Genomic DNA, 26,379 nt, shown 5'->3' with positions numbered 1-26,379 from the left:
CCCTGTTCTAGAGTTTCACGGCGTTGCCGCTGCGCACGCTCTCGTCGGCGGCAAGGCAGACGGCGAGCGACTTCACGGCATCGTCCATGTGGCGGGTGAGGTCGATATTTTCGCGGATGGCCTTGAGCAGGAAGGCCTGTTCGAGGTCGCAAAGCTCCTGGTGGCCCGGTTCGCCTTCCATCGACAGCAGCTGGTCCTCCCGGGCGAATTTGCCGTCCGGCCCAGTCGCCGCGCTATGCAGCCTAATCGTCGAGGTCTTGGTATGGGTGTCGATGTCGTCGGACCTGACGCCCTCCTTCATCACGATCGAGACGCAGCCCTTCGGCGACATGACGTCCTTCACGAAGAAGGCCGTTTCCGAGATCATCGGCCCCCAGCCGGCCTCGTACCAGCCGACCGAGCCGTCCTCGAACAGCACCTGCAGGTGCCCGTAATTGTACATCGAGGGCGCCACCTCGTCGCTCAGCCGCACCCCCATGCCGCGTACTTCGACGGGTCTCGAGTCGGTGATCTGCAGCATCACGTCGAGATAATGCACGCCGCAATCGACGATCGGCGACGTCGTCTGCATCAGCTGCTTGTGCGTCTCCCAGGTGTGGCCGGAGGATTGCTGATTGAGGTTCATGCGGAAGACATATGGGCCGCCGAGCTTGCGCGCCTCGGCGATCAGCCGCACCCAGGACGGATGGTGACGCAGGATATAGCCGATCACCAGTTTCTTGCCGTTGGCCTTCGCGGCATCGACGACTCGCTTTGCGTCGGCAACCGTGGTCGCCAGCGGCTTCTCGACGAAGACATGGCAGCCGGCCTCGAAGGCCCGCACCGCATAGTCGGCATGGCTGTCGGAATAGGTGGCGACCGCCGCGACGTCCGGCTTCTCGTCGCGCAGCGCGTCGTCAAAGGAGCGCCTTATGCCGTAGCCGGCGAGCCCGTCCGGCAGCGGCACGTCGGAACGGTTGACGAGTGCGGCGATCTCGAAGCCTGGGTTGCTGTGGTAGGCAAGCGCATGGCTGCGGCCCATATTGCCGAGGCCGGCGACGACTACGCGAAGAGGGGTTTTATCGCTCACCTGACTGCTCCATTTTTTCCTGAGAGGGTGAAGCGCAGCCCTATCAAAAGTTGGCTATTGCGGCTCACTTCACCGCTCCCGACGTGATGCCGCGGATCAGCTGCCGCGAGAAGATGACATAGAGGATCAGCACCGGCAGGATCGCCAGCGACAGCGCCGCCAGGATCGCGTTCCAGTTGGTGACGAACTGACCGAGGAAGAGCTGCGCGCCGAGCGTCACGGTCTTGGTCTCCTCCGAAGGCGCCAGGATCAGCGGGAACCACAGATCGTTCCAGATCGGGATCATGGTGAAGACGGCGACGGTCGCCATGGACGGACGCACCAGCGGCAGCACCAGCCGGAAGAAGATCGTGTATTCCGACAGCCCGTCTATGCGGCCTGCATTCTTCAGGTCGCTGGACACCTGCTTCATGAATTCCGACAGGATGAAGATCGCCAGCGGCAGGCCTTGCGCGGTATAGACCAGGATCAGCGCCGTCAGCGTGTTGACCAACCCGGTCGCCACCATCAATTGCAGAATGGCGACGGTGCCGAGGCGGATCGGGATCATGATGCCGAGCGCGAGGTAGAGCCCCATCATCGTGTTGCCGCGGAAGCGGTATTCCGACAGCGCGAAGGCGGCCATCGCGCCGAACAGAAGCACGAAGAACAGCGAGGCGACGGTGACGACGAGACTGTTCTGGAAATAGTGGATGAAGTCGCCCTGGCCAATCACCGTGGTGTAGCCGATCAGGTCGAAGGTCTTTGGCGTCGGCGGCGTCAGCGGCGCGCCGAAGATGCCTGCGCGCGACTTGAACGAATTCATCACCACCAGGACCACCGGAAACAGCGCGATCGCCGTGTAGGTCAGGAGGATCGCATGCGCGCCGATGGCGCGGGGAAGCGAACGTGTGGCTGTGCTCATGGTGCGCCTCAGAATTGGTAGCGACGCAGGCGCGTCTGCACGAGGAACAGATAGACGCAGACGCCGGCGAGGATGATCAGGAACATGATCGTGGCGATGGTCGCGCCCATGTTGGGATCGCCGACCTGCAGCTGGAAGCCGAAGAAGGCGCGGTAGAGGAAGGTGCCGAGGATGTCGGTCGAATAGTTCGGCCCGGCCAGCGCCCCTTGCGCCGTGTAGATCAGGTCGAAAGCGTTGAAATTGCCGACGAAGGTCAGGATCGAGATGATGCCGATCGAGGGCAGGATCAGCGGCAGCTTGATCTTCCAGAACTGCGCCATGCCGGTGACGCCGTCGCATTCGGCCGCCTCGATCACCTCGTCGGGGATCGACAGCAGTGCCGCATAGATCAGCATCATCGGGATGCCGACGAACTGCCAGACCGAGACCAGGCTGAGCGCGGTGAGCGCATATTGCTCCTTGCCGAGCCACGGCGTGAAGAAGCTCTTCAACCCGACGAAATCCATCAGATGCGGCGCCACGCCCCAGATCGGCGACAGGATCAGCTTCCAGGCGAAGCCGACGATGACGAAGGACAGGATCGTCGGCACGAAGATCGCCGTGCGGTAGAAGGCGGTGAAGCGCAGCCGGGGGCTGGAAAGAAGCGCCGCCAGAAGCACACCGATCGGGTTCTGCACCAGCATGTGGATGATGAAGAACCAGACATTGTTCCTGAGCGCGTTCCAGAAATTCACGGACCAGTTCGGATCGCCGAACAGCGTGCGGAAATTGCCCAGTCCGACAAAGACCTGGGACTGCTCGATGTTGCGGAACAGCGAAAGCTGCAGCGTGCCGAACAGCGGCAGGATCATGAACGCGGTGTAGACCAGCACCGCCGGCGCCAGGAAGACGCCGACATGCCAGCGGATCGCTCTTTTCGCTCGCGTTTCTGCAGCCATGAGTTCGGTAGCCATGAGTTCGGTTCCCCGCCGTCTCTGGGTTCCAGGTCGGTTGATGCTAGCTGATGCCTCGATGCACGGCTTGGCTGTCCCCTTGAGGAGAAAGACAAGGCCAGCGACAGATCGGCTCCGTCTTCCCCGCACGGGGAGGGTAAGACCGGGAGGCTGCGCCGACAATCGCTATCGGGAACTGTTTGAACGCCGGCCGGGCCCGAGCCCGGCCGGTATCGCAATCGATGCTCTTACTTCGCCGGCTTGTACCAGCTGTCGAGGCCGTCCTGCAGCTTCTTGGCCGCAGCTTCCGGCGTGTCGGTGCCGTTGATCACATTGGCCGATTCAACCCAGGTCTCGTTCTCGAGGTTCGGCGTGCCGCGCGACAGGATCTGGTAGGTCGAGCGGATCGTCGACTTGCACTTGCCGCGCCAGGAGACGAACTCCTGCGCCAGCGGGTCTTCCATCTTCACCGGCGAGGAGTTCAGGCTGAAGAAGCCGGGCAGCGCGTTGGCGTAGATGGTGGCGAAATCCGGCGAGGCGACCCAGGACAGGAACTTCTTGGCCTCTTCCGCATGCTTCGATGCCGCATTCAGGCCCATGCCGATGTCGGTGTGGTCAGAGATGTAGCAGGTGTCGCCGGCCTTCTCGACCGGCGGCGGGAAGGCGCCCATCTTGAACTGCGCCTGGGTGTTGAACAGGCCGATTTCCCACGAGCCGGCCGGGTAGATGGCGGCGCGGCCGAGCGTGAACAGGTTCTGGCTGTCCGGATAGGTCTGCGCCTCGAAGCCGTCGCCGAGATACGGCTTCCACTTGGCCAATTCCTTGAAGGGCTCGACCCACTGCGGATCGGTGAGCTTCTGCTCGCCCTTGATCAGCGCCTGGCGGCCTTCCTCGCCCTTCCAGTAGTTCGGGCCGACATTCTGGTAGCCCATGGTCGCGGCTTCCCAGAGGTCCTTGGTGCCCATCGCCATCGGGATATAGGTGCCGTCCGCCTTGATCTTGTCGAGCGCGGCGAAGAACTCGTCGCGGGTCTGCGGCACCTTGATGCCGAGCTTGTCGAAGGCATCCTTGTTGTAGATGAAGCCGTGGATGACCGAGGCCATCGGCACGCAGAAGCTCGACTTGCCGTCGTCGGTCTGCCAGGCGGCCTTGGCGACGGGCGAGAAGTTCTCCATGCCAGGCAGCGAGCTCAGGTCGGCGAGGTTGCCCTTCTTGAACAGCTCCAGCGACTTGTCGAAGGGGCGGCAGGTGATCAGGTCGCCTGCCGAGCCGGCGGCGAGCTTGGCGCCGAGGGCCGCATCGTATTCGGTCGGCGCCGAAGGCGCGAACACCACCTTGATGCCGGGGTTCTTGGCTTCGAAAGCCGGGATCAGCTTGTCCTTCCAGATGGTCAGGTCGTCGCCGCGCCAGCTTTCGATGTTGAGCGTCACGTCCTCGGCCAGCGCCATCCCGGTCGTGCCGAGGATGCCCGTACCGAGAATGCTTGTGCCGAGCAGAAGGGCCGTCAGTAGTTTGGTCTTCATCTTCAGTCTCCCTGTTGACCTTTTTCAGGTTCGGTTTTGAGAACAGAGGCTCAGCGCCCCTTGCTCCCCTCGCAAGCCCGTTTCACCCCGATGGAAATCGGGATGAAAAGGGCCCTACCTCTTTGTTAGGGCATGATCTTTTCCGAAAAGCGGGTTCCATTTTTCGGGATCATGCCCCAGCGCGGAAAGCGCCGGCCTGAGCTTCTGGCCGGTTCCTTCCAGTATCTTCTCGGCTGCGTCGGCGCTGGCGGCGCCCGCGGCGAGCAGAATGGCGGTCTTGACTCCGCCGCGGCTCTCTTCGAGCAGGCGGGCGGCGTCGTCGCGGCTCTTGCCGCTGATGGCGGCGACCATGCGCACGGCGCGGTCGCGCAGCTTGATGTTGTCGGCGGTGAGGTTGACCATGTAGCCGTCATGGACATGGCCGAGATGGATGGCGGTGAGCGTCGAAAGCATGTTGAGCGCGATCTTCTGCGCCGTGCCCGCGCCCATGCGCGTCGAGCCGGCGATCAGCTCAGGCGGCGTTTCGAGCAGGACGGCGACGTCGGCCTGCTCGAACAGGACGGCGCCCCGGTTGTTGGCAATCGCGATGGTGGCGGCGCCCCGGCGCCGCGCGTCCTGGAGCGCCTGGACCGCATAAGGGGTCGAGCCGCTGGCCGAGATGGCGATCAGGCAGTCGCCCTTGCCGATGGCGGCCGCGGCAACCGCCGCCGACGCTTCCCCGGTGTCGTCCTCCGGCCCGCCGGCCAGCGTGCGGAAGGCGTCGTCGCCGCCGGCGATGAGGATGGCGATGCGGTCGCGCGCAATGCCGAAGGTGCCGGGCAGTTCCAGCGCGTCGGCCAGCGCCATCAAGCCGGAGCTGCCAGCCGCCGCATAGGCAAGCTTGCCGCCGCTCTTCAATTGCTTCGCGATGAGTTCGGCGGCAACGGCAATCGCCGGAATGGCGCCGTGCACGGCCTTGCCGGCCTCGATCTGGGCGCTGGCCAGGAACGCCAGAATGGTTTCGGGGGCCTGGACATCCAGCCCCTCGGCATTCTGGTGGAGCGCTTCGGTGCGCGTCTCGGCCATGCATTTTCCTCCGATTGAGTGAACAATACCAAAAAAATACCACTTGTCCACACGCATTAATGAATTTCAGGCGGCGGACCTCCCTTGTCGGCAAATTAACGTGATTTTTCAACAAAATGCGCCTTAATCTTTTTTGAACAGAAATTAACTCTTGGCTATTGGTATTTTATTGGTATTATCCGGCTCCGAGGAGAAATCGCGTGAAATTCGTGCTTGGCATCGATGGCGGCGGCACCAGCTGCAGGGCGGCCCTTGCGACCGTCGGCGGCGCCGTTGTCGGCCGCGCCAAGAGCGGCGCCGCCAACATCCGCACCGACCTCACTGGCGCCCGTACCAACATTGTCGAGGCGGCCAGGCAGGCTTTTCTGGCCGCCGGCGCGGATCCGGAGCTGATTCCCCAAACACCGGCCATTCTCGGTCTCGCCGGCGCCAATGTCGGCACCTACCGGCAGCAGCTCGAGGCGATCCTGCCCTTCAGCCGGAGTCGTGTCGAAACCGATGCCGAGATCGCGCTAGAGGGCGCGGTCGGCTCCGGTGACGGCGCCATGGCCATTCTGGGCACCGGCACCGCCTATATGGCCCGTAAGGACGGCAAGTCGCGCGCCATCGGCGGCTGGGGTTTCCAGGTCGGCGACCAGGGCAGCGGCGCCCGCATCGGCCGCGACCTGCTGGAACAGACGCTGCTTGCCTATGACGGCATCCGTCCGGGCTCGCCCTTGACCGACGCCATGCTCGCCGTCTTCCGCAACAATCCCGAAGACGTGGTCGAATTCACCACCAACGCCAAGCCGGGCGATTTCGGCGGCTTCGCGCCAAAGGTTTTCGAGCATGCCGAGAAGGGCGACCTCGTCGCCAATTTCATCCTCGGCAAGGCGGTCGCCGATGTCGAGGCCTCGCTCAACGCGCTCGAGCTTGCCGACCATGCTCCGCTCTGCCTACTCGGCGGCCTGGCGCCGCTTTACGCGCCGCGCCTTTCGGCACGCTATCAGGCGCTGCTCAAGGCCCCGCTCGACGATGCGCTGGGCGGCGCCGTGCAGATGGCGCTGCGCATCTTTGCCAAGGGTTCGGAGGCCGCCCGATGAGCGCCGCCGACCAGATCTTCTCCATGCTGAAAGAATCCTCGCAGAGCGGCGCGCCGCTCTATTTGCAGCTCAGGCGCAGCATCGAGGAAGCGGTCAATCGCGGCCTGATCGGTCCTGGCGACGCGCTGCCCTCCGAGCGCGACATCGCGAGCAAGGCCGACATCTCGCGCGTCACTGTGCGCAAGGCGGTGCAGGACCTGGTCAAGGGCGGCATCCTCGTTCAGCGCCACGGCTCGGGCACCTTCGTCGCGCCGCGCATGGAGCGTGTCGAGCAGTCGCTGTCGCGGCTCACCTCCTTCACCGAGGACATGGCGCGCCGCGGCATGAATGTGCGCTCGGTCTGGCTCGACCGCGGCCTCTATGCGCCGTCGCCGGACGAGATGATGGTGCTGGGCCTCTCCTCGACCGAGCTGGTGGCGCGCGTGGCGCGCCTGCGCATCGCCAACGACACGCCGCTGGCGATCGAGCGCGCGGCGCTCTCGGCCAGCGTCCTGCCCGATCCCGAAGCGATCGGCTCCTCGCTCTATGCGGCGCTGGAAACGACCGGCAATCGCCCGGTACGCGCCGTGCAGCGCATCTCGGCCACCAATCTTGGCGACGCCGATGCGCGCCTCTTGGAAGTGCCTCCGGGGGTTGCCGGACTGCAGATCGAGCGCATTTCCTATCTGGCGAGCGGCAAGGTGATCGAGTTCACCCGCTCGGTCTACAGGGGCGACGCCTATGATTTCGTCGCGGAACTCCGGCTGACCGGGCCGGGAGAGGAGCTCCGGCCATGAATGCCAGCACCACCCATATGCGGCGCGAGATCAACGAGATCCCAGAAGCGGCCGCGCGCCTTCTCGACGGCTCGTCCGCCATGTTGGCCGAGGCCGGTCGCGGCCTTCGCGAGCGCGATCCGCATTTCGTCGTCACCGTGGCGCGCGGCTCGTCCGACCATGCCGCGACCTTCATGAAATATGCCGTCGAGCTGACGGCAGGCCTGGCGGTCGCCTCCGTTGGGCCGTCGATCGCGTCGATCTATGGCGCCAGGTTGAGGCTCCGGGGCTCGGCCTGCTTGGCGGTCTCGCAGTCGGGCAAGAGCCCCGACATCGTTGCCATGGCCGAAACGGCAAGGGCCGGCGGCGCGCTCACCGTCGCCATCACCAACACGGCGGACTCGCCGCTGGCGCGGGCCTCCGACTATGCCATCGACATCCTGGCCGGACCTGAGCGCAGCGTCGCGGCCACCAAGACCTTCGTCAATTCGGCTGTCGCCGGCCTTGCGCTGATGGCGCATGCCACGGATGACCAAGCATTGATCAAGGCGCTCGCCGGCCTTCCCGGCCATTTCGAGAAGGCGATCGCCTGCGACTGGATGGCGCTCGCCGGCGCTCTGGAGAACCCGCAGTCGCTGTTCATCCTCGGCCGCGGCCCGTCCTTCGCGATCGCCAGCGAGGCGGCGCTGAAATTCAAGGAAACCTGCGCCATGCATGCCGAGGCCTACAGCGCCGCCGAGGTCATGCATGGGCCGCTGGCGCTGGTCGGTCCGGGTTTTCCGGTCCTGGCGCTTGCCGCCCGTGATGCGTCCGAACCCTCGGTCGCCGAGGCGGCCGACGGATTGACGGCCAAGGGCGCCGCCGCCTTCATCACATCCGACAAGGCGAAGGCCGCGCGGCTTCTTCCCCATGTCGCCACCGGCCACCCGCTGACCGATCCACTGCCGCTGATCGTGTCCTTCTACGGCTTCGTCGAGGCCTTCGCGCGCCATCGCGGCCTCGACCCCGATGCGCCGCGCAATTTGCGCAAGGTGACGGAAACCGTATGAGTGACCGTTTCGCACTTACCGGCGCCCGCATCTTCGACGGCGCCGACTGGCACGACAACGCGGCTCTCGTCGTCAAGGGCGACGTGGTCGAGGCCATCCTGCCCGCCGGGGCGATTCCATCCGGCGTTTCGGCGACCGAGACTGGCGGCGGCCTGCTGGTGCCCGGTTTCGTCGACATCCAGGTCAATGGCGGCGGCGGCGTGATGCTCAACGACCATCCCGACGTCGCCTCGATCGAGACCATCTGCCGGGCGCACGCGCCCTTCGGCACCACCGCGCTGCTGGTGACGCTGATCACCGACACGCCGGCAATCACCGCCGCCGCCATCGCCGCCGGCGCCGAGGCCGCCCGGGAAAAGGCGCCGGGCTTCCTCGGGCTGCACCTGGAAGGGCCGCATCTCTCGGTAGCCCGCAAGGGCGCGCATGATCCGGCGCTGATCCGGCCGATGACCGACGCCGACCAGGCGGCGCTGATCGCGGCGCGCAGCGAGCTTCCCGTCCTGCTCACCACGATCGCGCCGGAATCGGTCGAGCCGGCCCATGTCGCGGCGCTGGCCAAGGCCGGCGTCGTCGTCAGCCTCGGCCATAGCGACACCAATTACGCGACGGCCACCGCCTTCGCCGAAGCCGGCGCCACGGTGGTCACGCATCTTTTCAACGCCATGAGCCAGATCGGCAACCGCGAGCCGGGCCTGGCCGGTGCGGCGATCGACACCGGCGGCCTGTATGCTGGGATCATCGCCGACGGCATCCATGTCCATCCGGCGACGATGATGCTTGCGCTGCGCGGCAAGCAGGGGCCTGGCAAGATCGTGCTGGTCACCGATGCCATGGCGACGATCGGCACCGACATGACATCGTTCACGCTCAACGGCCGCACCATCTACCGCAAGGACGGGAGCCTACGGCTTGCCGACGGCACGCTGGCCGGCGCCGATCTCGACATGATTTCCGCCGTGCGCTACGTCCATCGCGTCGTCGGCCTGGACCTCGACGAGGCTCTGCGCATGGCCTCGCTCTATCCGGCCGAGGCGATCGGCCAGGCCCACCGCCTCGGCCGCTTCGCCAACGGCACCGCAGCCGACATTGTTGGGCTGTCGGAGGGGCTGGATGTCAGGAACGTCTGGATCAGCGGCAGGAAGGTGTTTGGAACGTAGGCCTTCGCGGTTTCGTCATCCTCGGGCTTGACCCGAGGATCCATTCCGAGACCTCTGCCGCAGAGCGCAATGGTGCAGAATTCTGTAGCTGTTGCAATGCCTTAGCGTCATGGAAATGGATCCTAGACTAGGGTCTGCGCGCGTCGCTTAGCTCCTTGCTTCGCCCCAGGGTGACGACGCAGTGTTGTTAGCCGGCTGTATAGATATCCTTATATGCCTCGCGCAGCACGTTCTTCTGCACCTTGCCCATCGTGTTGCGCGGCAGTTCGTCGACGAAGATCACCTGCTTCGGATGCTTGTATTTCGCCAGCCGCCCGGCGATGGCGCCGGCAATGTCGGCGGCGCTGATCGCCGAGCCCGGTTTGCGCACCACCACCGCGGTGACGCCTTCGCCGAAATCGGGATGCGGCACGCCGATCACCGCGCTTTCGCCGACACCGTCGAGCGCGTCGATCTCGCTCTCGATCTCCTTCGGATAGACATTGTAGCCGCCGGAGATGATCAGGTCCTTGCCGCGTCCGACGATGTGGGCATAGCCGTCGGCATCGATCAGGCCGAGGTCGCCGGTGATGAAGAAGCCGTCTTCGCGGAACTCGGCCTTGGTCTTGTCGGGCATGCGCCAATAGCCGGCAAAGACGTTCGGCCCCTTGACCTCGATCATGCCGATCTCGCCCTGGGCCAGCGGCTTGGCCGTCTCGGGATCGGTGATGCGCAGCGAGACTCCGGGCAAGGGGAAGCCGACCGTGCCCGGGCGCCGCTCGCCGTCATAGGGGTTGGACGTGTTCATGTTGGTCTCGGTCATGCCGTAGCGCTCGAGGATGGCGTGGCCGGTGCGCTCGCGCCAGGCCTTGTGCGTCTCGGCGAGCAGCGGCGCCGAGCCGGAGATGAATACCCGGATCGTCTCCGCCGCCTCGCGTGTCAGGCCGTCCTGCTGCAACAGCCGCACATAGAAGGTCGGCACGCCCATCAAAGCCGTCGCGCGCGGCATCAGCGACAGAATGCGCGCGGGATCGAATTTCTGCTCGAACAACATTGTCGCGCCGGCCATCAAGACGACGTTGGTGGCGACGAACAGGCCGTGTGTGTGGAAGATAGGCAGCGCGTGGATCAGCACGTCGTCGGCGCCGAAGCGCCATTGCTCCACCAGCACGCGGGCGTTGGAGGCGAGATTCTCGTGGCTGAGCATCGCGCCCTTGGAACGGCCGGTGGTGCCGGAGGTGTAGAGGATCGCGGCAAGATCGTCCGGCCCGCGCGCGACATCGCTGAAATCCGTCGCCTGTCGCGAAGCCTGGCTGGCCAGCGTTCCCTGTCCGTCGCGGCCGAGCGTCAGCACCGTGGCGCCGATCGCCGCGGCAAGCGGTTCGACGCCGGCAAGGCGGTCCGGATCGCAAACGATCAGTTTCGGCCCGGCGTCACGGAAGAAATAGTCGAGCTCGGGCAGCGTATAGGCGGCGTTGAGCGGCAGGAAGACCGCGCCGGTGCGTAACGAGGCGAGATAGAGCAGCATCGCCTCCGGGCTCTTCTCGACCTGGACCGCGACCCGATCGCCGGGCTCGACGCCGGCCTGCGCGAGGGCATGCGCCAGCTGCGCCGACTTCGCCACCATGTCGCCATAGGTGATCGAACGGCCGTCATCCGTCTCCATCAGCAGCCGGCCGGGCGCCGGCATGCGGGAACGGAAAGCGCTGAAGAGATGATTGGTCATGAGATGTCCTCAAGGCGGACGAAGGCCGAATGGCGCATGCCTTGCGCTCGCCTGAGCGAATACCAGATTTGGCGCCCGGAGCAAAAACTGCGTTGATTTTTCGATCCGCTATTTACGGCCGCGTTGGGACTTGCCGGCCCTCGGATCATAACCCTGGGCGAGGCGTTCCATGCACATCGCCGCGGTGAGGCGGTAGTGATTGAGAAGCGCCTCGACCGCGCCGTCGGCGTCGCCGTCCAGCGTGCGTTCGGCGATGATGCGATGCTCGCCGAGATCGTCGCGCCCCGTGCCTGGCGCGTTTTGCGCGATCAGGCGGTAGCGCGAGGCCTGGTCGGAAAGCTGATCGCAAAAGCCGATCAGCCAGTGCGACCTGCAGGCCGCGATCAGGGCGCGATGGAAGGCGCGGTGCAGCTTTTCCCATTCTGGATTGTTGGTTGCCGGGTCATCCGGCAGGCGGCGCTCGGCGCGCGCCAGGCGGTGCAGGGCAAGCACCAGTTGCTCTTCCCATTCTGCGGTGCGGTGCGCAATGGATTCGCGCAGCGCCCGCTCCTCCAGCCAGCAGCGCGTACGCGTCAGCTCCTCCAGTTCCGCGGCGCTGACCGGCATCAGGAAAAAGCCGCGTTGGTCGTGACGGCCGAGCAGGCCCTCGGCGGCCAGGCGGTTGAGCGCCTCGCGCACCGGCGAGGCGCCGGCGCCATAGCGGGAAACGACCCACTCGACACGCAGTTTCGTCTCGGACTCCAGGGCTCCGCGCAGCAAGTCGTCGCGGAGTTGCTGGTAGACCGAACTGGCAAGCGTGCTTTTGGCGCCCTTGCTCTCGCCCGGCTCGGTGCTTCCGTTTGTCAATCGAACTCCTGTTGCTTTGCCCCTGGTTTGCCAGGGCCCCGCGGCGAAGCAATTCCCGTACATGTATCATACAGCCGGGCAATGAGGTGTCTCAAGCGGAAGATGACGATATTCGACTTTAAGACAAGCGGATCGTCTATTTATTGAACAGAGTAGAATCTCAGGGAAAAGTCGATGTTCCTGCGTCGCTTCATAGAATGAACAATCGTTCAATCCCTGTCGCGGTTGTACAACTCCCGCGAGGCTCGCACCGTTATATGTTTAACTGGCGGCCCTGTCGGCAGCCGTTCGAATTGCTTCGATATTTGCCCTATAGGCTTCGACGCTGCCGCCCTTGAAGACTGCGGCGCCCGCTACCAGCACATTGGCTCCGGCCGCGGTCACCAGCGGCGCCGTTTCGGCCGAAACACCGCCGTCGATCTCGATACGGATCGGCCGACCGCCAATCAGCGCCTTCACCCGTTTCACCTTGTCCACGATCGCCGGGATGAAGGCCTGCCCGCCGAAGCCCGGATTGACGGTCATGATCAGGATGAGGTCCAGCCGGTCGAGCACATACTCGATCGCCGTTTCCGGCGTTGCCGGGTTGAGCGAGACGCCTGCCTTCTTGCCGAGGTTCTTGATGGTTTGGAGCGAGCGGTCGAGATGTGGCCCGGCCTCGGCGTGCACCGTCATGCCGTCGCAGCCCGCTTCGGCGAAGGCCGCCAGGTAAGGATCGGCCGGCGCAATCATCAGATGGCAGTCGAAGAAGGCCTTGGTGCGGTTGCGGATCGCCTTGATCACCGGCGGGCCGAAGGTGATGTTGGGCACGAAATGGCCGTCCATCACGTCGAGATGGATCCAGTCGGCGCCGGCCGCGGTGACGGCCTCGACCTCATCGCCCAGCTTCGAAAAATCCGACGCCAGCACCGATGGCGCGATCAGGGTCTTCTTGCTCATGGCGCAAATTCTCCCGGCGGTCCTGTGCGCGTGGTCGCGCCTGTCAGGGCGATTGCCTAGAGCAATTCCAGGAAAAGTGCGAGCGCTTTTCCGTCCGGAATTGCGTGAAAACAAAGAGATAGGGCGTTCACCGTTTTCGTGAAACGGTGAAACGCCCTCGACCATGATCCGGCCAAAGGGGGGGCATGTTTTCGACGGGCGCACTGGCCCGCCTGCCGTAGAGCTTTCTTCGATGTGGAAGAGAAAACCCGCCGGATCGCTCCGGCGGGTCTCGATCTTCAGCCGCACGATTACGGCTTGAAGTTCTGGATGTTGGCGCCCGCCGGATCCTGCAGCATGCGGCGCGGCTGGCGCTGCGGCACCAGTTGCTGCAGCACATTCGGGTTGAGCAGGATGCCGGGGTTGATCTCGATGTCCGGCTGCCTGCGGATCGGGTAGCAATCCGGATACTGTCCGGCCGTTCCGGCCGGGCAGCGCCGCCGGGTGAAAACCGGCTGGCACTGTCCGTCGATGAACTCCGCACCCGGTGCGCATTCCACCGACGCCTTGCGGCAGGCGCCGTTGCGGATTTCGGTCCCGCGCGGGCAGACGCAGTCACCCCGCTTGTTGTGGACCTGGCCGCGGATGGCGCACTGCTCCTGGCTCGGCCTCGGTCGCTGGCAGGCCTTGCCCCACACCACCAGGCCGTCCGGGCAGGCGCAGTTGCCGTTGGCGTCGCGCAGCTGGCCGCGGACCGGGCACTGCTTCGACACGATCGGCCGGCAGGCGCCGCCGCGCACCTCCATGCCACTCGGGCAGACGCAATCGCCGTCGGCGTTGCGGGACTGGCCGCGGATACGGCACTGGGCGGGCGGCTCCCTGTCAGGCACGCAAGCCTTGGCGGCACGGTCGAGATGCGTGCCTTTCGGGCAGAGGCAGCCGTCCGTCGTCAGCACTGCGCCACGGATCGTGCATTTCGGCGGGACGACCTGGCACACGCCGTTCACCAGCTCGCCGCGGCGGCAGACACAATTGCCGCTCTGGTCGCGGTACTGGCCGGGACGCAGCTTGCATTGCGGCTCCTGCGGCTCTTCGCCCCGCACGCATCTGCCGTTTTCCAGTTCCGTGCCGCGCGGGCAGACGCAGCGTCCGTCCTCGGTGCGGATCTGGCCCTGCAGCAGGACGCAACGCTGCGGCACAGGCAGCGGCAGAAGCTTGCCGCCGCCGGACGAGCATTGGCCGTCACGGAAGATGGTGCCTTCCGGACAGACACAACGGCCGGCCGAGTTCAGCACCATTCCATATAAGCACTGGTTCTTAACCTCTCGGCTGACGGTGAAAGGATGGCACGCATAGGCCTTGCCGCGATCGCCCTGCATGCCGCTCGGCGTGCGCGACAGCACGTCGCCGCCGCTTTGCACCGGCGTATTCGGCGAGAGCACGCCGACGCAATTCTGCCCGCTGACCGTGCCCTTGAGATCGGCAAGCCGCCTGTCGTCGGGAAGCGTCACGGTGACATGGTGCTTGCGGCTTTCGCCGGCGCCGAGCGCCAGGTTGGCGATGCAGGACGCCGGCAGCGTCGCCGGCTCCGGCGAGCAGCCGAAGGGCGGGTCGATCGCGGTGATCCGGACGCCTTCCAGCCTGCCGATGCCGTCGATGCCGATCGCATCGCCGATGCGGACCGGGCCGGAGAAGGGGGTAGGCCCATCGTTCGTGATGGTGATCTCGAACGAGCATGGTTCTCCCGGCCGGCATTCGGCATCGCCGGTCTTCTCGACGCGGATGATCGAGCCGCCGCCGCCCTTCGCGCAGGCCTGGCCGATCGGGTAGACAATGTCGTCACCCGGCGCCGGCCCGTAGGAGCCGCGCGCGCAATTCTCGAACGCGCCATTGCCGCTCACCGTCACGTCGAAGTGCCGGCTGGTTCCGGGCGTCATCGCGGCGCCGGGAATCTGGCACGACAGCGTGCTGGCAGGCACCGGTCCGCAAGCCCAGTCCGCACCGTCAGGAGTGACGCTCTGGATTTGCACAGGCGCTCCGCCCGACACCAGCGTGGCGGCATCGTTGACCCGCACCGGGCCGGTCGGGGCCGCGGTGCCGGCATTGGTGACGGTGATGCGGCAGGAAACCGCGGCACCGGCAAGCGAGCCATCGCAGGTCTTGGTGATGCGCAGGCCAGGCTGGCCGCCATTCGGGTGGCGGATGCGCTCGGTGGCGCAGGCCTTGTTGTTGGCAAGGTCGACCTCGCCGGCAATGCCCTTCACCTCGGCGCAGTTCTCCACCGTGTCCGGCCGGTAGTTCGTCGGCATCACCGCTCTGACGACGATCGGCGTCGAGGCGCCCGGAGGCAGCGAGATGCCGGCATTGTCGCAGCGGAACTGTCCGGGGCCGTTCGGTCCGCAGGCCCATGGCGGGCTCGGCCCGAAGGTCGACGAGGTGGGCGCGCCGCCGGGGTAGGTGTCGATCACCGTCAGCGACCCGTTATAGGTGCCGGTGCCGTTGTTGATGATGTCGATCACGAAAGTGCAGGCGCCGTCCGGCGTGCAGACCGGGGTACGGGCGCGCTTCTTCAGGATCAGGTCGACCTTCTTCTCGACCGGCGGATTGCACTGCGGATCGCGATCGCCACGGCGGCAGATCGGGATCGAGGCGCAGCCGCGGTCGTTCTGCTGGCTGCCGAACAGCGGCTTGCCGCTGGCCTGGTAGTCATAGGCGGCGCAGTTGCGCAGCACGCCGCCTTGCCAGCCGCCCGCCGGCTTGAAGCCGAGCTTGAGGTTGACGGAGGCGCCGGGGTTGAGCGTAGTCGCCGGATAGGTGCAGGTCATCGGCGTCGTGCCGGGCGCGCAGACCCAGGGCGCGTTCGGCCCGGAGGTCAGCACTGAGCCTGCCGGCAGCGTCACCTCGTCGAGCACGATCTTGCCGTTATAGGGCGCGTCGCCGACATTGGTGACGGTGATGGTGAAGTCGCAGCCGCCGGCCATCGTGCAACGCGGCACGTCCGCATGTTTTTCGACCTTGAGGTCCGGCTCCTTGTCCTTGGGCGGGCATCTGAGGTCACGCGGGACGACGATGTCTATCACCTGCGTGCAGCAGAGCCCCCAGCCTTCCTTCGGCCCGGCATAGGTCTCGATGCCGGTGACGACGAGGTGGATGGTCTCGCCGGGCGAAGCGCCGATAATCTTCCAGTTCAGCACGCCGCCGCCGATCGGCACCTTCTGCATGTCGGGAACGATGCTGACGCCGGGCGCCGTCGTCGACACCTGCACCCGTTTGTCGCCCATCTCCGGGCCGACCGGCATATGATAGATGAAGGCGCCGCCGCCTGGCACGCAATCGACCGTGCCGCGCTCGACTTTGAAACATTCCTTGCCGGGAGGTGGCGGCGGCGGGTTGCACTTGATCAGGTCGATCTTGATCGAGGTCTTCACGCCGGTCAGGAAATCGCCGTCGTCGGGCTTGTCCGGATCCTGCGAGTGGATCGTTGTTGCCGAACCGCCCCTGAAGGCCACCTCGATCTCACCCTGGTTGTCGACCGTCGTCGGCACGGGAAAGGTCGCATGGTCTATCCTGGCGGTGATGCGGAAGGTGATGACGCGTTCGTTCGCAGCACCCGCGCCATCGAGGTTGGCAGCGCTGATGCGGAAGTTGGAAACGCTGGCCGTGTCGTTCGGGCTGTCCGACGTGCCGATTGAAGCAGCGGGCAGCGCTCCGCCGGAGGCGCTGGTGCCGTCGCCGGTGACATCGACGTTGACGACCTGCAGGCCGTGCGGCAGCTGGTCCTTGAAATCGAGCCTTGTCGCTTTGAGCAGGGCGGCCACGCTTGGCCGGTCGAAGTCCTGCGGGTCGCCATGGATGCCGAAGCTCAGGACGTACTCGACGGAATCGCAGCTTTTCTGCCCGCCTTTCTTGGTGAAGAAGGGCACGATCCGCGCGAGTTCCGCATTGATGCCGCGTGAGGCCGGATTGGCGGCCTGATTGGTCTTGGCCGGAGCCTGGTCTTGGGCAAACGCCGGCAGTGCCGGCATCATGGCGACCGCGATACCGGCCGCCATCAGCCAGCGCGCGCCGCGCCTGGCATATGACAGGGGTTTCATGATCGTCTCCATGACGGTTTTCGAACAGCTCGAGACGGAGCGGGAAAGGGCGAGATTTGTCATCTGTCCCTCCCTCAACGTTCGCAGCTGACGGCTGGCGTTCTGAGCGGCAGCGTCATCTTGCAGCAAGGATAGTAGCCACCCTTGTCCTGGTCGGACTTGCGGTAGAAGCAGAGCCCGACATTGACGGTGTCGCCAGGATCGTGGCCGGTGATGTCGACCGTGTAGGGCTTGCCCGGAACATGCGACATGAGGGTTGATACCCCGACGCCGGGCGTCCTGGACTGCGCCTTGATCGAATCGCCGCCAAAGCCGGCATGGTCATGGAGATAGAGTTCGGCCCGCAGACCGCGTGGCGTGCAGTAGTAATGCACGTCCTCGACATCCACGCAGGGCGGCAGGTTGCCGGGCGGCGGGAAGTCCGGCGGATAGAACGGAGGCAGGTAGCCGCCGCCGGGGATTTCCTCATAGTAGCCGGCGCGGCCCTCACAGGGGCGCCAGACCCTTACGTCGCCGACATGGCCCTGGACGTCCGGGTCTTCGAAATAGCCGTCGAAGTCGACGAACCATGAGCCGAAGGGCGGAACGTTCGCCGGCTTGACCAGCGCGCTTGGCGTCAGCTGGACGCCATGCACGGCAAGCGGCCCGCCGGCGGCGAGGCGCTCGGCAAGCTTCGGATTGTCGCGCAGCTTGTCGCCGGTGTTGACGACGGTGTCGGCGCAAACGGAGGAGTCGAGATTGCCTTCGGCGTCATAGCGATATTGCAGGTCGACGCCGCCGGCCGACTGGCGGTTGCCTGGCGGGAAGCCGACGGCATATTCCTGCGGCACCTCGACCCAGGCCGATTCCGTCGCCGGATCGTCCTGATCCTCGCGCCAGTATCGGATCAGTTCGCCTTTGCCGGAATCGGCGAAGCGGCTGTAATCGTAGCGGTTCTCGACCGGGCCGCGCTGGGCGAGATACATGAAGCCCTTATTGTCGAAGGCGATGTCGGTGACGGCATAGTCCTGGTCCGCCTTGACCGTCAGTTCCCAGCGCGGACCGCCGGCAAAGCCTCCGTCGCTCGCGATGCCGACCGACCAGATTTCGGCCTTCTCGCCGACGGAATAGTAGAGCCGGCCGCCATGATAGGCGACGGCCCAGACCCGGCGCGCATCCTGCGTGTAGCCCCAGGTCGCGGGGTCTTCGCTATCGAAAGCGGCAGCCTGGATGTCCATCACGGCGGTGTCGTCGGCGACCGGGGCTAATCCATGCGCGGGGCGCCCGGCGACGCCATGGTCGAAGCTGTCGATCAGATTGCCCTCGATATCGATGCGGTGAATGAGCCCGGTATCGAGATCCGAAGCGAAGAACTGGCGATGGGTAGCATCGAAGGCGAGATTGCCGATGCCCGGCCCGCTGTTGGTGTCGATGTCGGCGAATTTGGAGACGGCGCCCGTGATGCCGTCGATCTTCCAGATCGTGCCTGGACCGCCGCCATTCTCGGTGCCGAACTGGCCGTCCATGAAGGTAGCGCCCGCGGTGCCGCGGCGCTGCCGTTCCGGTCTTCCGTCATGGTCGGCGTCCGGCGTGACGATCTCGATGCCATGCAGCGAGGTCGCAGCCGCGTAGAGGTTGGGAACGCCTGAGGGCACGCCGTCGCGCACGCCATCGTCATAGGCGAGGCCGAACACCTCGCCGATCTGCCCGGCCGTCACCTCGAAGGGCGGCCGCGTGTTGACGAGTTGGCCGGAAGCGGGCCCGCCGAGGTGCGAGACGTCGAAAATGCGCAAGGATGCGCGAGACGTATCGATGAAGGTCTCGTCGACCGGGTCGACGCCGGGGGGCAGACCCTGATCGAAATCGGGAATGGTGGTGCCCGGAAAGCCGGTGACCGCCATCGAACCGGGATAGATGATCTGGGTTTCCTGCGCCTTCGCCGCGCCGAGCCACAAGCCGGCGGACAGCGCCAAAGCCAGAATTCCGCCGCTTGTTGCGATTGCGTGGCGCAAACGGCGGCCACGGGAACGCAGGAACGAGCCGCGAACGCCAGACATTGAACTCCCCCCGAAGCCGCTGGAAGGAACGTCCGCCTCTACCGCGCCAACCAGGGCAAGGCGCGGCGTTGCGGCACGTTCTTCCCCGTTCGAATTGTCTGTTTTCCTCTTGGCGACGATACGCCGGCTGCTGGGCAGGGTCAACGGAATCAGCCGGAAGCCCAGCGCGTCGACCCCTTCCCGAAGGGGGTGATCGCGCTGGATTCCCGTTGTTCCCGGAGACCGCGAAGTCTCTGGGTTTCTGGTCATGGCGGCTTTCCTTTCCGGGCCGCGCCATTGCGGCGCCTGGCCGTCAGTCGCTGGCCGGCATGGAAAGGTTCATGGGAGGATAGCGGGGTGGAAAGTGTTTGCGGTCGCCAGGGGCGTTACCAGATCCAGTCGCCCTGGCCGAGCGCCGATACCGCCTCGACGATGCGGGTGAAGCTCGTCCGTGCCCGGCCGATCATGTGGCGGCCTCTGAGGTAGCCATGCACCAGGCCCGGCTCCTCGAACCAGGCGGCGCGCCCGCCGGCCGCGATGACGCGGTCGCGATAAGCCTCGCCGTCGGATGACAGCGGGTCGCACTCGGCGGTGATCAGCACCGTCGGCGGCAAATAGGCGAAATCGGCGTCGGCCAGCGGATAGAGCGTGATGTCGCCGGTCTGGTCGACGCCGCCGGTGCGGATATGCTTGTAGAAGTCGAGATCGCGCGCGGTCAGCATCGGAGCCTCGGCATGGGTGACGTAGGAGCCGCGCGAATGGTCGCCGCCGAGCCCGGGATAGATCAGCATCTGGCCGGCCGGCTTCTTTTCATGGCCGCGCGTCGCATGCGCTACCGCCGCGCAGAGATTGCCGCCGGCGCTGTCGCCGCAAAGCACGACAGGGCAGTCATAGGTCTTGGCGGCCCATTCGAACGCGTCCATGGCGTCGTCGAAGGCGGCCGGATGCAGATGCTCCGGCGCCAGCCGATAATCGACCGAGACCACCTCGTAACCGGTGCGGGCGCAAAGCTCGGCGCAGACATCGTCATGGCTCTCCAGCCCGCCCAGGATAAAGCCGCCGCCATGAAGGTAGAGCACCATCGCAGCGTCGTTCGGCTCCGCGTTGCGATAGATGCGGATCGGGATGCCGTCGGCGATGCCTGTCGTCAAGGCGGTCACGCCCTGCGGATAGCCGGCAAAGAACTCCCGGCACATCCGGTCATAGATCGCGCGCTGCTCTTCGATCGTGTAGTCGATCGTGTTCGGCGGATAGTAAGAGTTGGTCTTCTCGATGAAGGCCCAGGTTTCGGCGTCGATGAGGGTTTTGTAGTCGGTCATGGGTGCGGAACAGGTAGCCAAGGCCTCGCTCCGTCATCTCCGCAGAATCACTTGCCCTTCCAAACCGGCTCGCGCTTCTCCGCGAAAGCCCGGAACCCTTCCATATTGTCTTCCGAACCGTAGAGCTTGTCGACCGTCGGCAGCTGCCGGCGCGTCACCTTGTTCATGGCGTCCTGGAAGGTCAGCGCCTCGGCCACCCGCGCCGTCTCCTTGATCGCGGCGAAGACCAGCGGCGGGCCGCTGGCGAGCAACCTTGCGATCTCCCAGACGCGCTCCTCGAGCTTGTCCTTGGGCAGCACCTCGTTGACCAGGCCCCAGCGATGCGCCTCGGCGACATCCATCCAGCGGCCGGTGAACAGAAGGTCCATGGCGATATGGTAGGGGATGCGCTTCGGCAGCTTGATGGTCGCAGCGTCGGCCAGCGTGCCGGCGCGGATCTCGGGCAGTGCGAAGGAGGAATGGTCCGAGGCGTAGATGAGGTCGCAGGACAGCGCCAGCTCGAAGCCGCCGCCCACCGCCATTCCGTTGACGCAGGCGATCACCGGCTTGTTGAGGTCGCGCAGCTCCTGCAGCCCGGCAAAGCCGCCGACGCCGTAGTCGCCGTCGACCGCGTCGCCTGCGGCCGCCGCCTTGAGGTCCCATCCGGCGCTGAAGAACTTGTCGCCGGCCGTCTTGACGATGGCGACACGCAGTTCCGGATCGTCGCGGAACGCCTTAAAGGTCTCGCCCATCAGCCGCGACGTCTTGAGGTCGATGGCGTTTGCCTTCGGCCGGTCGAGCGTGACCTCGAGGATCGCGCCTTCGCGGCGGGTGGTGATGATTTCAGCCATTCTTCTTCTCTCCAAGCACGAGCAGGGCGTCCGCGATCCAGGCGCCCTTGCCTTCGGCGCAGACGATCAGCGGGTTGATATCGAGTTCCTCGATCTCGCCTTCGTTCTTCTGCACGAAGTCGGCAATGCCGGCGATGGCGTCGATGGCGGCGTTGACGTCGGCCTTCGGCCGGCCGCGATAGCCTTCGAGCAGCGGATAGAGCTTGAGCCCACGCAATGCCGCCTCGATGTCGTCGCGCGTCGCCGGCAGCATCAGGGTCACGCTGTCGCGCAACAGCTCGACCAGCACGCCGCCGGTGCCGAGCGTCATCACCACGCCGAACATCGGATCGCGGGTGAAGCCGACGATCAGCTCGGCGACGCCGTCGCGCACCATGCGCTCGGCATAGAGTCCCGTGCCGAGCGGCAAAAGGTCATGCGCGGCGGCGCTGACGGATTCGGCGTCCTTCAGGTTCAGCCTGACGGCGCCGACTTCCGACTTGTGCGTGACGCCGAGAGCCTTCAGAGCCACCGGGAAACCCAAGCTCATCGAGGAAATCACCGCCTCGACCGCATTGGAGGCGCGCTCGCCCTTCGGCACCGGCAGGCCGGCGTTGATCAGCCTTTCCTTGGCCTCGGCCTCGTCCGGCGTCACGCGTTTGGCTTCGGATGCGCCTGCCGCCGTGGTGTCGACCGGCTGCGCCTGCGGCTCGCGCCAGGCCCAGCCGATGAAGGCGGCGGCCTGGGCGGCCTCCATGGCCTCCGAAATGCCGAACAACGGCACCATGCCGCGCGCCATCAGGCCGGCGGTGTACTCCTCCGGCAGGTTTTCCGGCAACGAAGAGACGATCGCGCCTTGCGCCTTGTTGGTCTTCAATGCGGCCTCGAAGGCGCGCAGCGTCGCCCACCAGTCCACGTCCGAGCAGCGGTCCGGGCGCGGGAAGTCGAGCACCAGCATGTTCAAGTCGAAGCCGCCCGACACCATGGCCGTGAAGGTGGCGGTCATCGCCGGCTCGTTGTTCCAGATGAAGGTGTGGTAGTCGAGCGGGTTGGCGACCGCGACCAGCGGCCCGAGCGTCGATTTCACATGCGCGCGGTGTTCGGCCGTCAGGGCCGGAAAATGCACCCAGCGACCTTCGGCGCTGTCGGCCATGACGGACGCCTCGCCGCCGGAGCAGCTCATCGACGAGAGCCTGTAGCCGGGCAATGGTCCGGTGATGTGCAGCAGCTTCAGCGCCTCGATGAAGGCCGGAATGGAATCGACGCGCGCGATGCCGAGACGCTTCAGGAAGGCGCCGGAGGCGGCGTCCGAGCCGGCCAGCGAGGCGGTGTGCGACACCGTCGCCTGCCTTGCCTGCTCCGAGCGGCCGACCTTCATGGCGATGATCGGCTTCTTCAGCTCGCGCGCCCGTGCCGCCAGCTTCTCGAAGCCGGCGACCGAGTCGAAGGCCTCGATATGCAGGCCAAGCGAGGTGACGCGCTCGTCCTCGATCAGGCCGAGAGCCATTTCCGAAAGGCCGGTCTGCGCTTGGTTGCCGGCGGTCATCAGGAAGGCGATCGGCAGGCCGCGCTTCTGCATCGTCATGTTGATGGCGATGTTGGACGACTGGGTGATGATAGCGACGCCCTTGCCGCCTTCGGCCAACCGGATGCCGCCGTGCTGGTCGGGCCAAAGCAACGCGCCGTCGGCATAGTTGATCAGGCCGTAGCAGTTCGGCCCGATGATCGGCATCTGGCCTGCGGCGGCGACGAGCTCGGCCTGCAGCCGCTCGCCGTCCTCGTCATAGGCCTCGGTCTCGAGGAAGCCGGCGGCGAAGCAGACGGCGCCGCCAGCGCCGCGTTCGGCCAGCGCCTTGATCACCTCGATGGTCAGATGCCGGTTGACGCCGACGAATGCGGCGTCCGGTGCTCCGGGCAGGTCGGCGACGGAGCGATAGGCCTTGCGGCCGGCGACCTCGTCCTTGGTCGGATGCACCGGCCAAATCTCGCCGGCAAAGCCCATCTTGATCGACTGCGCCACGACGGCGGCGGCCTGCGCCCCGCCAAACACGGCGATCGATTTTGGGCGCAAGAGACGTTCGAGTTTATGCATGGCCATCTTTTCGTTTGAGCGCGATCTTGTCCAAGGCCGGATCCGAGCCTTGGCGCATCATGCTCTAAGCTCCGAACGGACGCAGCAGCGCCCGCGAAATAATATGTCGCTGAATCTCCGACGTGCCTTCCCAGATGCGCTCGACGCGGGCATCGCGCCAGATGCGCTCCAGCGGCAGGTCGTCCATCAGCCCCATGCCGCCATGGATCTGGATGGCCTCGTCGGCGACGAAGGCCAGCATCTCGGTGGCCTTCAGCTTGGCCATCGCCATGTCCTGGTCGGTGACGGTGCCCTGATCGTACTTCCAGCCGGCTTCGAAGACCATCAGGTCCGCAGCCTTGAGCTCCGTAGCCATGTCGGCGAGCTTGAACGAAACGCCCTGGAACTTGCCGATCTGCTGGCCGAACTGCTGGCGCTGCGCGGCATATTCGATGGCATGCGACAGCGCGCGCTCGGCGCGGCCGAGGCAGGTGGCGCCGACCTGGAGACGCGTGGCGCCAAGCCACGAATTCGCGACGTCGAAGCCCTTGTGCACTTCGCCGAGCACCTGGGAAGCCGGCAGCCGGCAATCGTCAAATTCGAGGATCGAATTGGTGTAGCCGCGATGCGAGACATTGCGATAGCCGTCGCGCACCGTGAAGCCTTTGGTGCCCTTGTCGACGAAAAAGGCGGTAATCTTCTTACGCTTGCCGCGTGGCGAATCCTCTTCGCCCGAAGCCATGAAACAAATCGCGAAATCGGCGATGTCGGCATGCGAGATAAAATGCTTGGTGCCGTTGAGCACCCAGTCCGAGCCGTCCTGTACCGCGGTCGCCTTCATGCCGCGCAGGTCGGAGCCGGCGCCGGGCTCCGTCATCGCCAGGCAGTCCGACTTCTCGCCGCGGATGCAGGGAAAGAGGTATTTCTCGCGCTGCTCCGGCGTGCCGGCAAGCAGGATGTTGGACGGACGCGCCACGCAGGTCCAGTGCAGCGCGTAATTGGCACGGCCAAGCTCCTTCTCGTAGAGCAGCCAGCTTACCGTATCGAGGCCGGCGCCACCGACATCGGCCGGCATGTTGGCGGCGTAGAGGCCCGCTTCGATCGCCTTGGCCTTCAATTCGTCGATCAGCTCGCGGCGCAGCACGCCGGTGCGCTCCACCTCACGCTCATGCGGGTAGAGCTCGTTCTCGACGAAGGCGCGCGTCGTTTCGACGATGAGCTTCTGTTCTTCCGAAAGACCGAAATGCATCGCCTCAGCCCTTCTTCTTGCTCTTCTTCGTCTTGTCGGCCCTGGCGGACTTCTCAGCCTTTGCCGGCTTGGCTGCCTTCTTCACCGGCTTGGGTTTTTCGGCAGTTTTGGCTGGAGTCTTCTTCGCCGCCAGCTTGGCGAGCTGCCTGGTATAGTCCTTATGCAGCGCGCCGGCACCCCAGCCCTTGCCCTTGTTCTGCTTCGACAGCGCTTCCATGATCGCGACCAGATTGTCGTCGCGGATCCTCTCCAGTTCGCGGATCGACAGACCATGCGCCTGCTCGTCCGACTGCGTGGCGATAAGGTCGACCAGCTCGTCGTTGAACTCCGGCACGTCCATCAGCTTGGTCCACGGCCATTTCAGGCAGGGTCCGAACTGCGCCATGAAGTGGCGCATGCCGGCCTCGCCGCCGGCGACCCGGTAGACCTGGAACATGCCCATCTGCGCCCAGCGCAGGCCGAAGGAATAGCGCATGATGTCGTCGAGTTCCTCGACGGTGCAGATGCCGTCCTTGACCAGCCAAAGCGCCTCGCGCCATGCGGCCTCGAGCAGGCGGTCGCCGACGAAGGCCTCGATCTCCTTGCGCACCACCACCGGCTTCATGCCGATCGAGGCGTAGAGCTCCTTGGCCACCTCGATCGCCTCGGGGAAGGTCTGCTCGCCACCGACGATCTCGACCAGCGGCAAGAGATAAACCGGGTTGAACGGATGGCCGACGACCAGCCGCTCCGGATGCTTCTTCATCGCCACCTGCATGTCGGTCGGCTTGATGCCGGAGGTCGAGGAGCCGACAATGGCGTTGGCGGGCGCATGCTGGTCGATCTCGGCCAGCACCTTGTGCTTGAGGTCGAGCCGCTCCGGCACGCTTTCCTGGATGAAGTCGGCGTCGGCAACCGCCTCGGCGATGGTCTTGGCGAAGGTGAGCTTGCCTTCCTTGGGCAGGCCGCCGGGCAGCATCTGCTTGTAGGCGCGGCGCGCGCCCTTCATCACTTCGCCCACCTTGCGCGACGCTTCCGGATCGGGATCGAAGATCGACACGTCGATGCCGTTCAGGAGCAGCCGCGCCACCCAGCCGGCGCCGATGACACCGCCGCCGATGGCGGCCGCCTTGTTGATGATGCTCATGCTTGTCAGGCTCCGGTTCTCGTCTTGGCTGTTTCGGGATCTGTGAGGGCCACGCGCTCGCCGGCGCGGATCACCGCCGGATCGTAAGCCTTGCGGGCGAAGACCTCGAGCACGAAGGGCCGGAAGAACTCGACCGGCAGCGTCTCGTAGTCGGGATCGAAGCTCGACTGGTCCCAGCGCTCGCAGAACTGGTCGCAGTCATCGAAATAGAGGTGGCCGGCGAAGCGGTCCCGGGCATGCCGGTTGCCGCCCAGGTGATGCGCGTAATAGAGGCGCTGGAAATCGCCGTGCTTCTCCACCACCCAGGTGCATTGCTCGCGCACGAAGGGTTTCAGGATCGCAGCCGCATATTCGTCATGATTGTAGGGCGCGTAGATGTCGCCGATGTCGTGCAGCAGCGCGCAGACGATCCAGTCCGTATCGGCGCCGTCGCGCCAGGCGCGCGTCGCCGCCTGCAGCGAATGGCCGAGCCGGGTGATCTTGTAGCCGGAAAGACCCTCATCCAGCTGTACGATCGCGTCGAGCAGCCGGTCGCCGGTCTTGGCGGCGTAGTCGATCTCATGGGCGGTCAGGAATTCGTAGTCTTCCTTGTCGCCGTCCTTCATCGCGGTGAATTTGACGGTAGCCATGCTCAACTCCCGGTGTCTTGTTTGAGCATGATCTTGTCCGAAAACCGGTACCCACTTTTCGG

20 protein-coding genes are annotated in these 26,379 nt (G+C 65.4%); 4 read left to right on the top strand and 16 right to left on the bottom strand.

Annotation, left to right across the window (positions count from 1 at the left end):
• Positions 1–7 precede the first annotated feature (7 nt).
• The 5 genes from LB523_RS16280 to LB523_RS16260 form a co-directional block, all read right to left on the bottom strand.
• Positions 8–1,069 carry a Gfo/Idh/MocA family protein gene (locus tag LB523_RS16280; protein WP_224545271.1) on the bottom strand — a complete coding sequence of 354 codons (1,062 nt, stop codon included), beginning with the start codon at positions 1,067–1,069 and terminating at the stop codon, positions 8–10.
• Between the two features lie 64 nt (positions 1,070–1,133).
• Positions 1,134–1,973: a carbohydrate ABC transporter permease gene (locus LB523_RS16275; protein ID WP_224604417.1), complete on the bottom strand. Its 840-nt coding sequence runs from the start codon at positions 1,971–1,973 to the stop codon at positions 1,134–1,136.
• 8 nt (positions 1,974–1,981) lie between these two features.
• On the bottom strand, positions 1,982–2,911 hold the full coding sequence (locus tag LB523_RS16270) for a carbohydrate ABC transporter permease (protein ID WP_224604608.1): 930 nt from the start codon (positions 2,909–2,911) through the stop codon (positions 1,982–1,984).
• A 242-nt stretch (positions 2,912–3,153) separates the two neighbouring features.
• Positions 3,154–4,428: an ABC transporter substrate-binding protein gene (locus LB523_RS16265; RefSeq protein WP_224545272.1), complete on the bottom strand. Its 1,275-nt coding sequence runs from the start codon at positions 4,426–4,428 to the stop codon at positions 3,154–3,156.
• Between the two features lie 114 nt (positions 4,429–4,542).
• Entirely contained in the window at positions 4,543–5,493 is a 951-nt protein-coding gene (locus tag LB523_RS16260; RefSeq protein WP_224604400.1) for an N-acetylmuramic acid 6-phosphate etherase, read from the bottom strand.
• 200 nt (positions 5,494–5,693) lie between these two features.
• Here LB523_RS16260 and LB523_RS16255 point away from each other — a divergent pair, with 200 nt between their 5' ends.
• The 4 genes from LB523_RS16255 to nagA are packed head-to-tail and all read left to right on the top strand — an operon-like array spanning position 5,694 to position 9,536.
• Positions 5,694–6,575: a BadF/BadG/BcrA/BcrD ATPase family protein gene (locus LB523_RS16255; RefSeq protein ID WP_224604396.1), complete on the top strand. Its 882-nt coding sequence runs from the start codon at positions 5,694–5,696 to the stop codon at positions 6,573–6,575.
• Positions 6,572–7,351 carry a GntR family transcriptional regulator gene (locus tag LB523_RS16250; RefSeq protein WP_224531693.1) on the top strand — a complete coding sequence of 260 codons (780 nt, stop codon included), beginning with the start codon at positions 6,572–6,574 and terminating at the stop codon, positions 7,349–7,351. The genes LB523_RS16255 and LB523_RS16250 overlap by 4 nt, the downstream gene beginning before the upstream one ends.
• Positions 7,348–8,379, top strand: a complete 1,032-nt coding sequence (locus LB523_RS16245) for an SIS domain-containing protein (protein ID WP_095768151.1) — start codon at positions 7,348–7,350, stop codon at positions 8,377–8,379. The genes LB523_RS16250 and LB523_RS16245 overlap by 4 nt, the downstream gene beginning before the upstream one ends.
• A complete protein-coding gene (gene nagA, locus LB523_RS16240; protein ID WP_224604393.1) occupies positions 8,376–9,536 on the top strand; it encodes an N-acetylglucosamine-6-phosphate deacetylase in 1,161 nt (386 codons plus the stop codon). Before LB523_RS16245 ends, nagA begins: the two co-directional genes overlap by 4 nt.
• Positions 9,537–9,723: 187 nt before the next feature.
• On the opposite strand, the gene LB523_RS16235 is transcribed toward nagA, so the two are convergent.
• The 11 genes from LB523_RS16235 to LB523_RS16185 form a co-directional block, all read right to left on the bottom strand.
• On the bottom strand, positions 9,724–11,241 hold the full coding sequence (locus LB523_RS16235; RefSeq protein ID WP_224604390.1) for a malonate--CoA ligase: 1,518 nt from the start codon (positions 11,239–11,241) through the stop codon (positions 9,724–9,726).
• Between the two features lie 108 nt (positions 11,242–11,349).
• Positions 11,350–12,087 carry a GntR family transcriptional regulator gene (locus LB523_RS16230; protein ID WP_224545279.1) on the bottom strand — a complete coding sequence of 246 codons (738 nt, stop codon included), beginning with the start codon at positions 12,085–12,087 and terminating at the stop codon, positions 11,350–11,352.
• 261 nt (positions 12,088–12,348) lie between these two features.
• Positions 12,349–13,026 carry a ribulose-phosphate 3-epimerase gene (rpe, locus tag LB523_RS16225; RefSeq protein ID WP_224545280.1) on the bottom strand — a complete coding sequence of 226 codons (678 nt, stop codon included), beginning with the start codon at positions 13,024–13,026 and terminating at the stop codon, positions 12,349–12,351.
• Positions 13,027–13,316: 290 nt separating this feature from the next.
• Entirely contained in the window at positions 13,317–17,162 is a 3,846-nt protein-coding gene (locus tag LB523_RS16220; RefSeq protein ID WP_224604388.1) for a DUF11 domain-containing protein, read from the bottom strand.
• 11 nt (positions 17,163–17,173) lie between these two features.
• Entirely contained in the window at positions 17,174–19,135 is a 1,962-nt protein-coding gene (locus tag LB523_RS16215) for a hypothetical protein (RefSeq protein ID WP_224604385.1), read from the bottom strand.
• Positions 19,136–19,500: 365 nt separating this feature from the next.
• Positions 19,501–20,433, bottom strand: a complete 933-nt coding sequence (locus tag LB523_RS16210) for an alpha/beta hydrolase (RefSeq protein ID WP_224604607.1) — start codon at positions 20,431–20,433, stop codon at positions 19,501–19,503.
• A gap of 47 nt (positions 20,434–20,480) precedes the next feature.
• Entirely contained in the window at positions 20,481–21,263 is a 783-nt protein-coding gene (locus LB523_RS16205; RefSeq protein WP_095768159.1) for a carnitinyl-CoA dehydratase, read from the bottom strand.
• Entirely contained in the window at positions 21,256–23,334 is a 2,079-nt protein-coding gene (locus tag LB523_RS16200; protein WP_224604383.1) for an acetate--CoA ligase family protein, read from the bottom strand. Before LB523_RS16200 ends, LB523_RS16205 begins: the two co-directional genes overlap by 8 nt.
• A gap of 64 nt (positions 23,335–23,398) precedes the next feature.
• A complete protein-coding gene (locus LB523_RS16195) occupies positions 23,399–24,562 on the bottom strand; it encodes an acyl-CoA dehydrogenase family protein (RefSeq protein WP_224604380.1) in 1,164 nt (387 codons plus the stop codon).
• A 4-nt stretch (positions 24,563–24,566) separates the two neighbouring features.
• Positions 24,567–25,688, bottom strand: coding sequence for a carnitine 3-dehydrogenase (locus LB523_RS16190; protein WP_224604377.1), 1,122 nt, complete (start codon positions 25,686–25,688; stop codon positions 24,567–24,569).
• 5 nt (positions 25,689–25,693) lie between these two features.
• Positions 25,694–26,317 (bottom strand): HD domain-containing protein, encoded by a 624-nt coding sequence (locus tag LB523_RS16185; RefSeq protein ID WP_224604373.1) that lies wholly within the window; start codon positions 26,315–26,317, stop codon positions 25,694–25,696.
• Between the last annotated feature and the right edge of the window lie 62 nt (positions 26,318–26,379).

The sequence above is a fragment of the Mesorhizobium sp. ESP-6-4 genome, from assembly GCF_020164735.1.
GTDB lineage: Bacteria > Pseudomonadota > Alphaproteobacteria > Rhizobiales > Rhizobiaceae > Mesorhizobium.
Note: the sequence above shows the minus strand (reverse complement) of the source record. Positions and strands in the feature narration are given on the sequence as shown.

Excerpts from the sequence above, each read along its gene's own strand:
- LB523_RS16275 (WP_224604417.1), bottom strand. The coding sequence starts at position 1,973 with ATGAGCACAGCCACACGTTCGCTTCCCCGCGCCATCGGCGCGCATGCG.
- LB523_RS16270 (WP_224604608.1), bottom strand. The coding sequence starts at position 2,911 with ATGGCTGCAGAAACGCGAGCGAAAAGAGCGATCCGCTGGCATGTCGGC.
- LB523_RS16265 (WP_224545272.1), bottom strand. The coding sequence starts at position 4,428 with ATGAAGACCAAACTACTGACGGCCCTTCTGCTCGGCACAAGCATTCTC.
- LB523_RS16260 (WP_224604400.1), bottom strand. The coding sequence starts at position 5,493 with ATGGCCGAGACGCGCACCGAAGCGCTCCACCAGAATGCCGAGGGGCTG.
- LB523_RS16250 (WP_224531693.1), top strand. The coding sequence starts at position 6,572 with ATGAGCGCCGCCGACCAGATCTTCTCCATGCTGAAAGAATCCTCGCAG.
- LB523_RS16245 (WP_095768151.1), top strand. The coding sequence starts at position 7,348 with ATGAATGCCAGCACCACCCATATGCGGCGCGAGATCAACGAGATCCCA.
- nagA (WP_224604393.1), top strand. The coding sequence starts at position 8,376 with ATGAGTGACCGTTTCGCACTTACCGGCGCCCGCATCTTCGACGGCGCC.
- LB523_RS16235 (WP_224604390.1), bottom strand. The coding sequence starts at position 11,241 with ATGACCAATCATCTCTTCAGCGCTTTCCGTTCCCGCATGCCGGCGCCC.
- rpe (WP_224545280.1), bottom strand. The coding sequence starts at position 13,026 with ATGAGCAAGAAGACCCTGATCGCGCCATCGGTGCTGGCGTCGGATTTT.
- LB523_RS16220 (WP_224604388.1), bottom strand. The coding sequence starts at position 17,162 with ATGACAAATCTCGCCCTTTCCCGCTCCGTCTCGAGCTGTTCGAAAACC.
- LB523_RS16215 (WP_224604385.1), bottom strand. The coding sequence starts at position 19,135 with ATGTCTGGCGTTCGCGGCTCGTTCCTGCGTTCCCGTGGCCGCCGTTTG.
- LB523_RS16210 (WP_224604607.1), bottom strand. The coding sequence starts at position 20,433 with ATGACCGACTACAAAACCCTCATCGACGCCGAAACCTGGGCCTTCATC.
- LB523_RS16205 (WP_095768159.1), bottom strand. The coding sequence starts at position 21,263 with ATGGCTGAAATCATCACCACCCGCCGCGAAGGCGCGATCCTCGAGGTC.
- LB523_RS16200 (WP_224604383.1), bottom strand. The coding sequence starts at position 23,334 with ATGCATAAACTCGAACGTCTCTTGCGCCCAAAATCGATCGCCGTGTTT.
- LB523_RS16195 (WP_224604380.1), bottom strand. The coding sequence starts at position 24,562 with ATGCATTTCGGTCTTTCGGAAGAACAGAAGCTCATCGTCGAAACGACG.
- LB523_RS16190 (WP_224604377.1), bottom strand. The coding sequence starts at position 25,688 with ATGAGCATCATCAACAAGGCGGCCGCCATCGGCGGCGGTGTCATCGGC.
- LB523_RS16185 (WP_224604373.1), bottom strand. The coding sequence starts at position 26,317 with ATGGCTACCGTCAAATTCACCGCGATGAAGGACGGCGACAAGGAAGAC.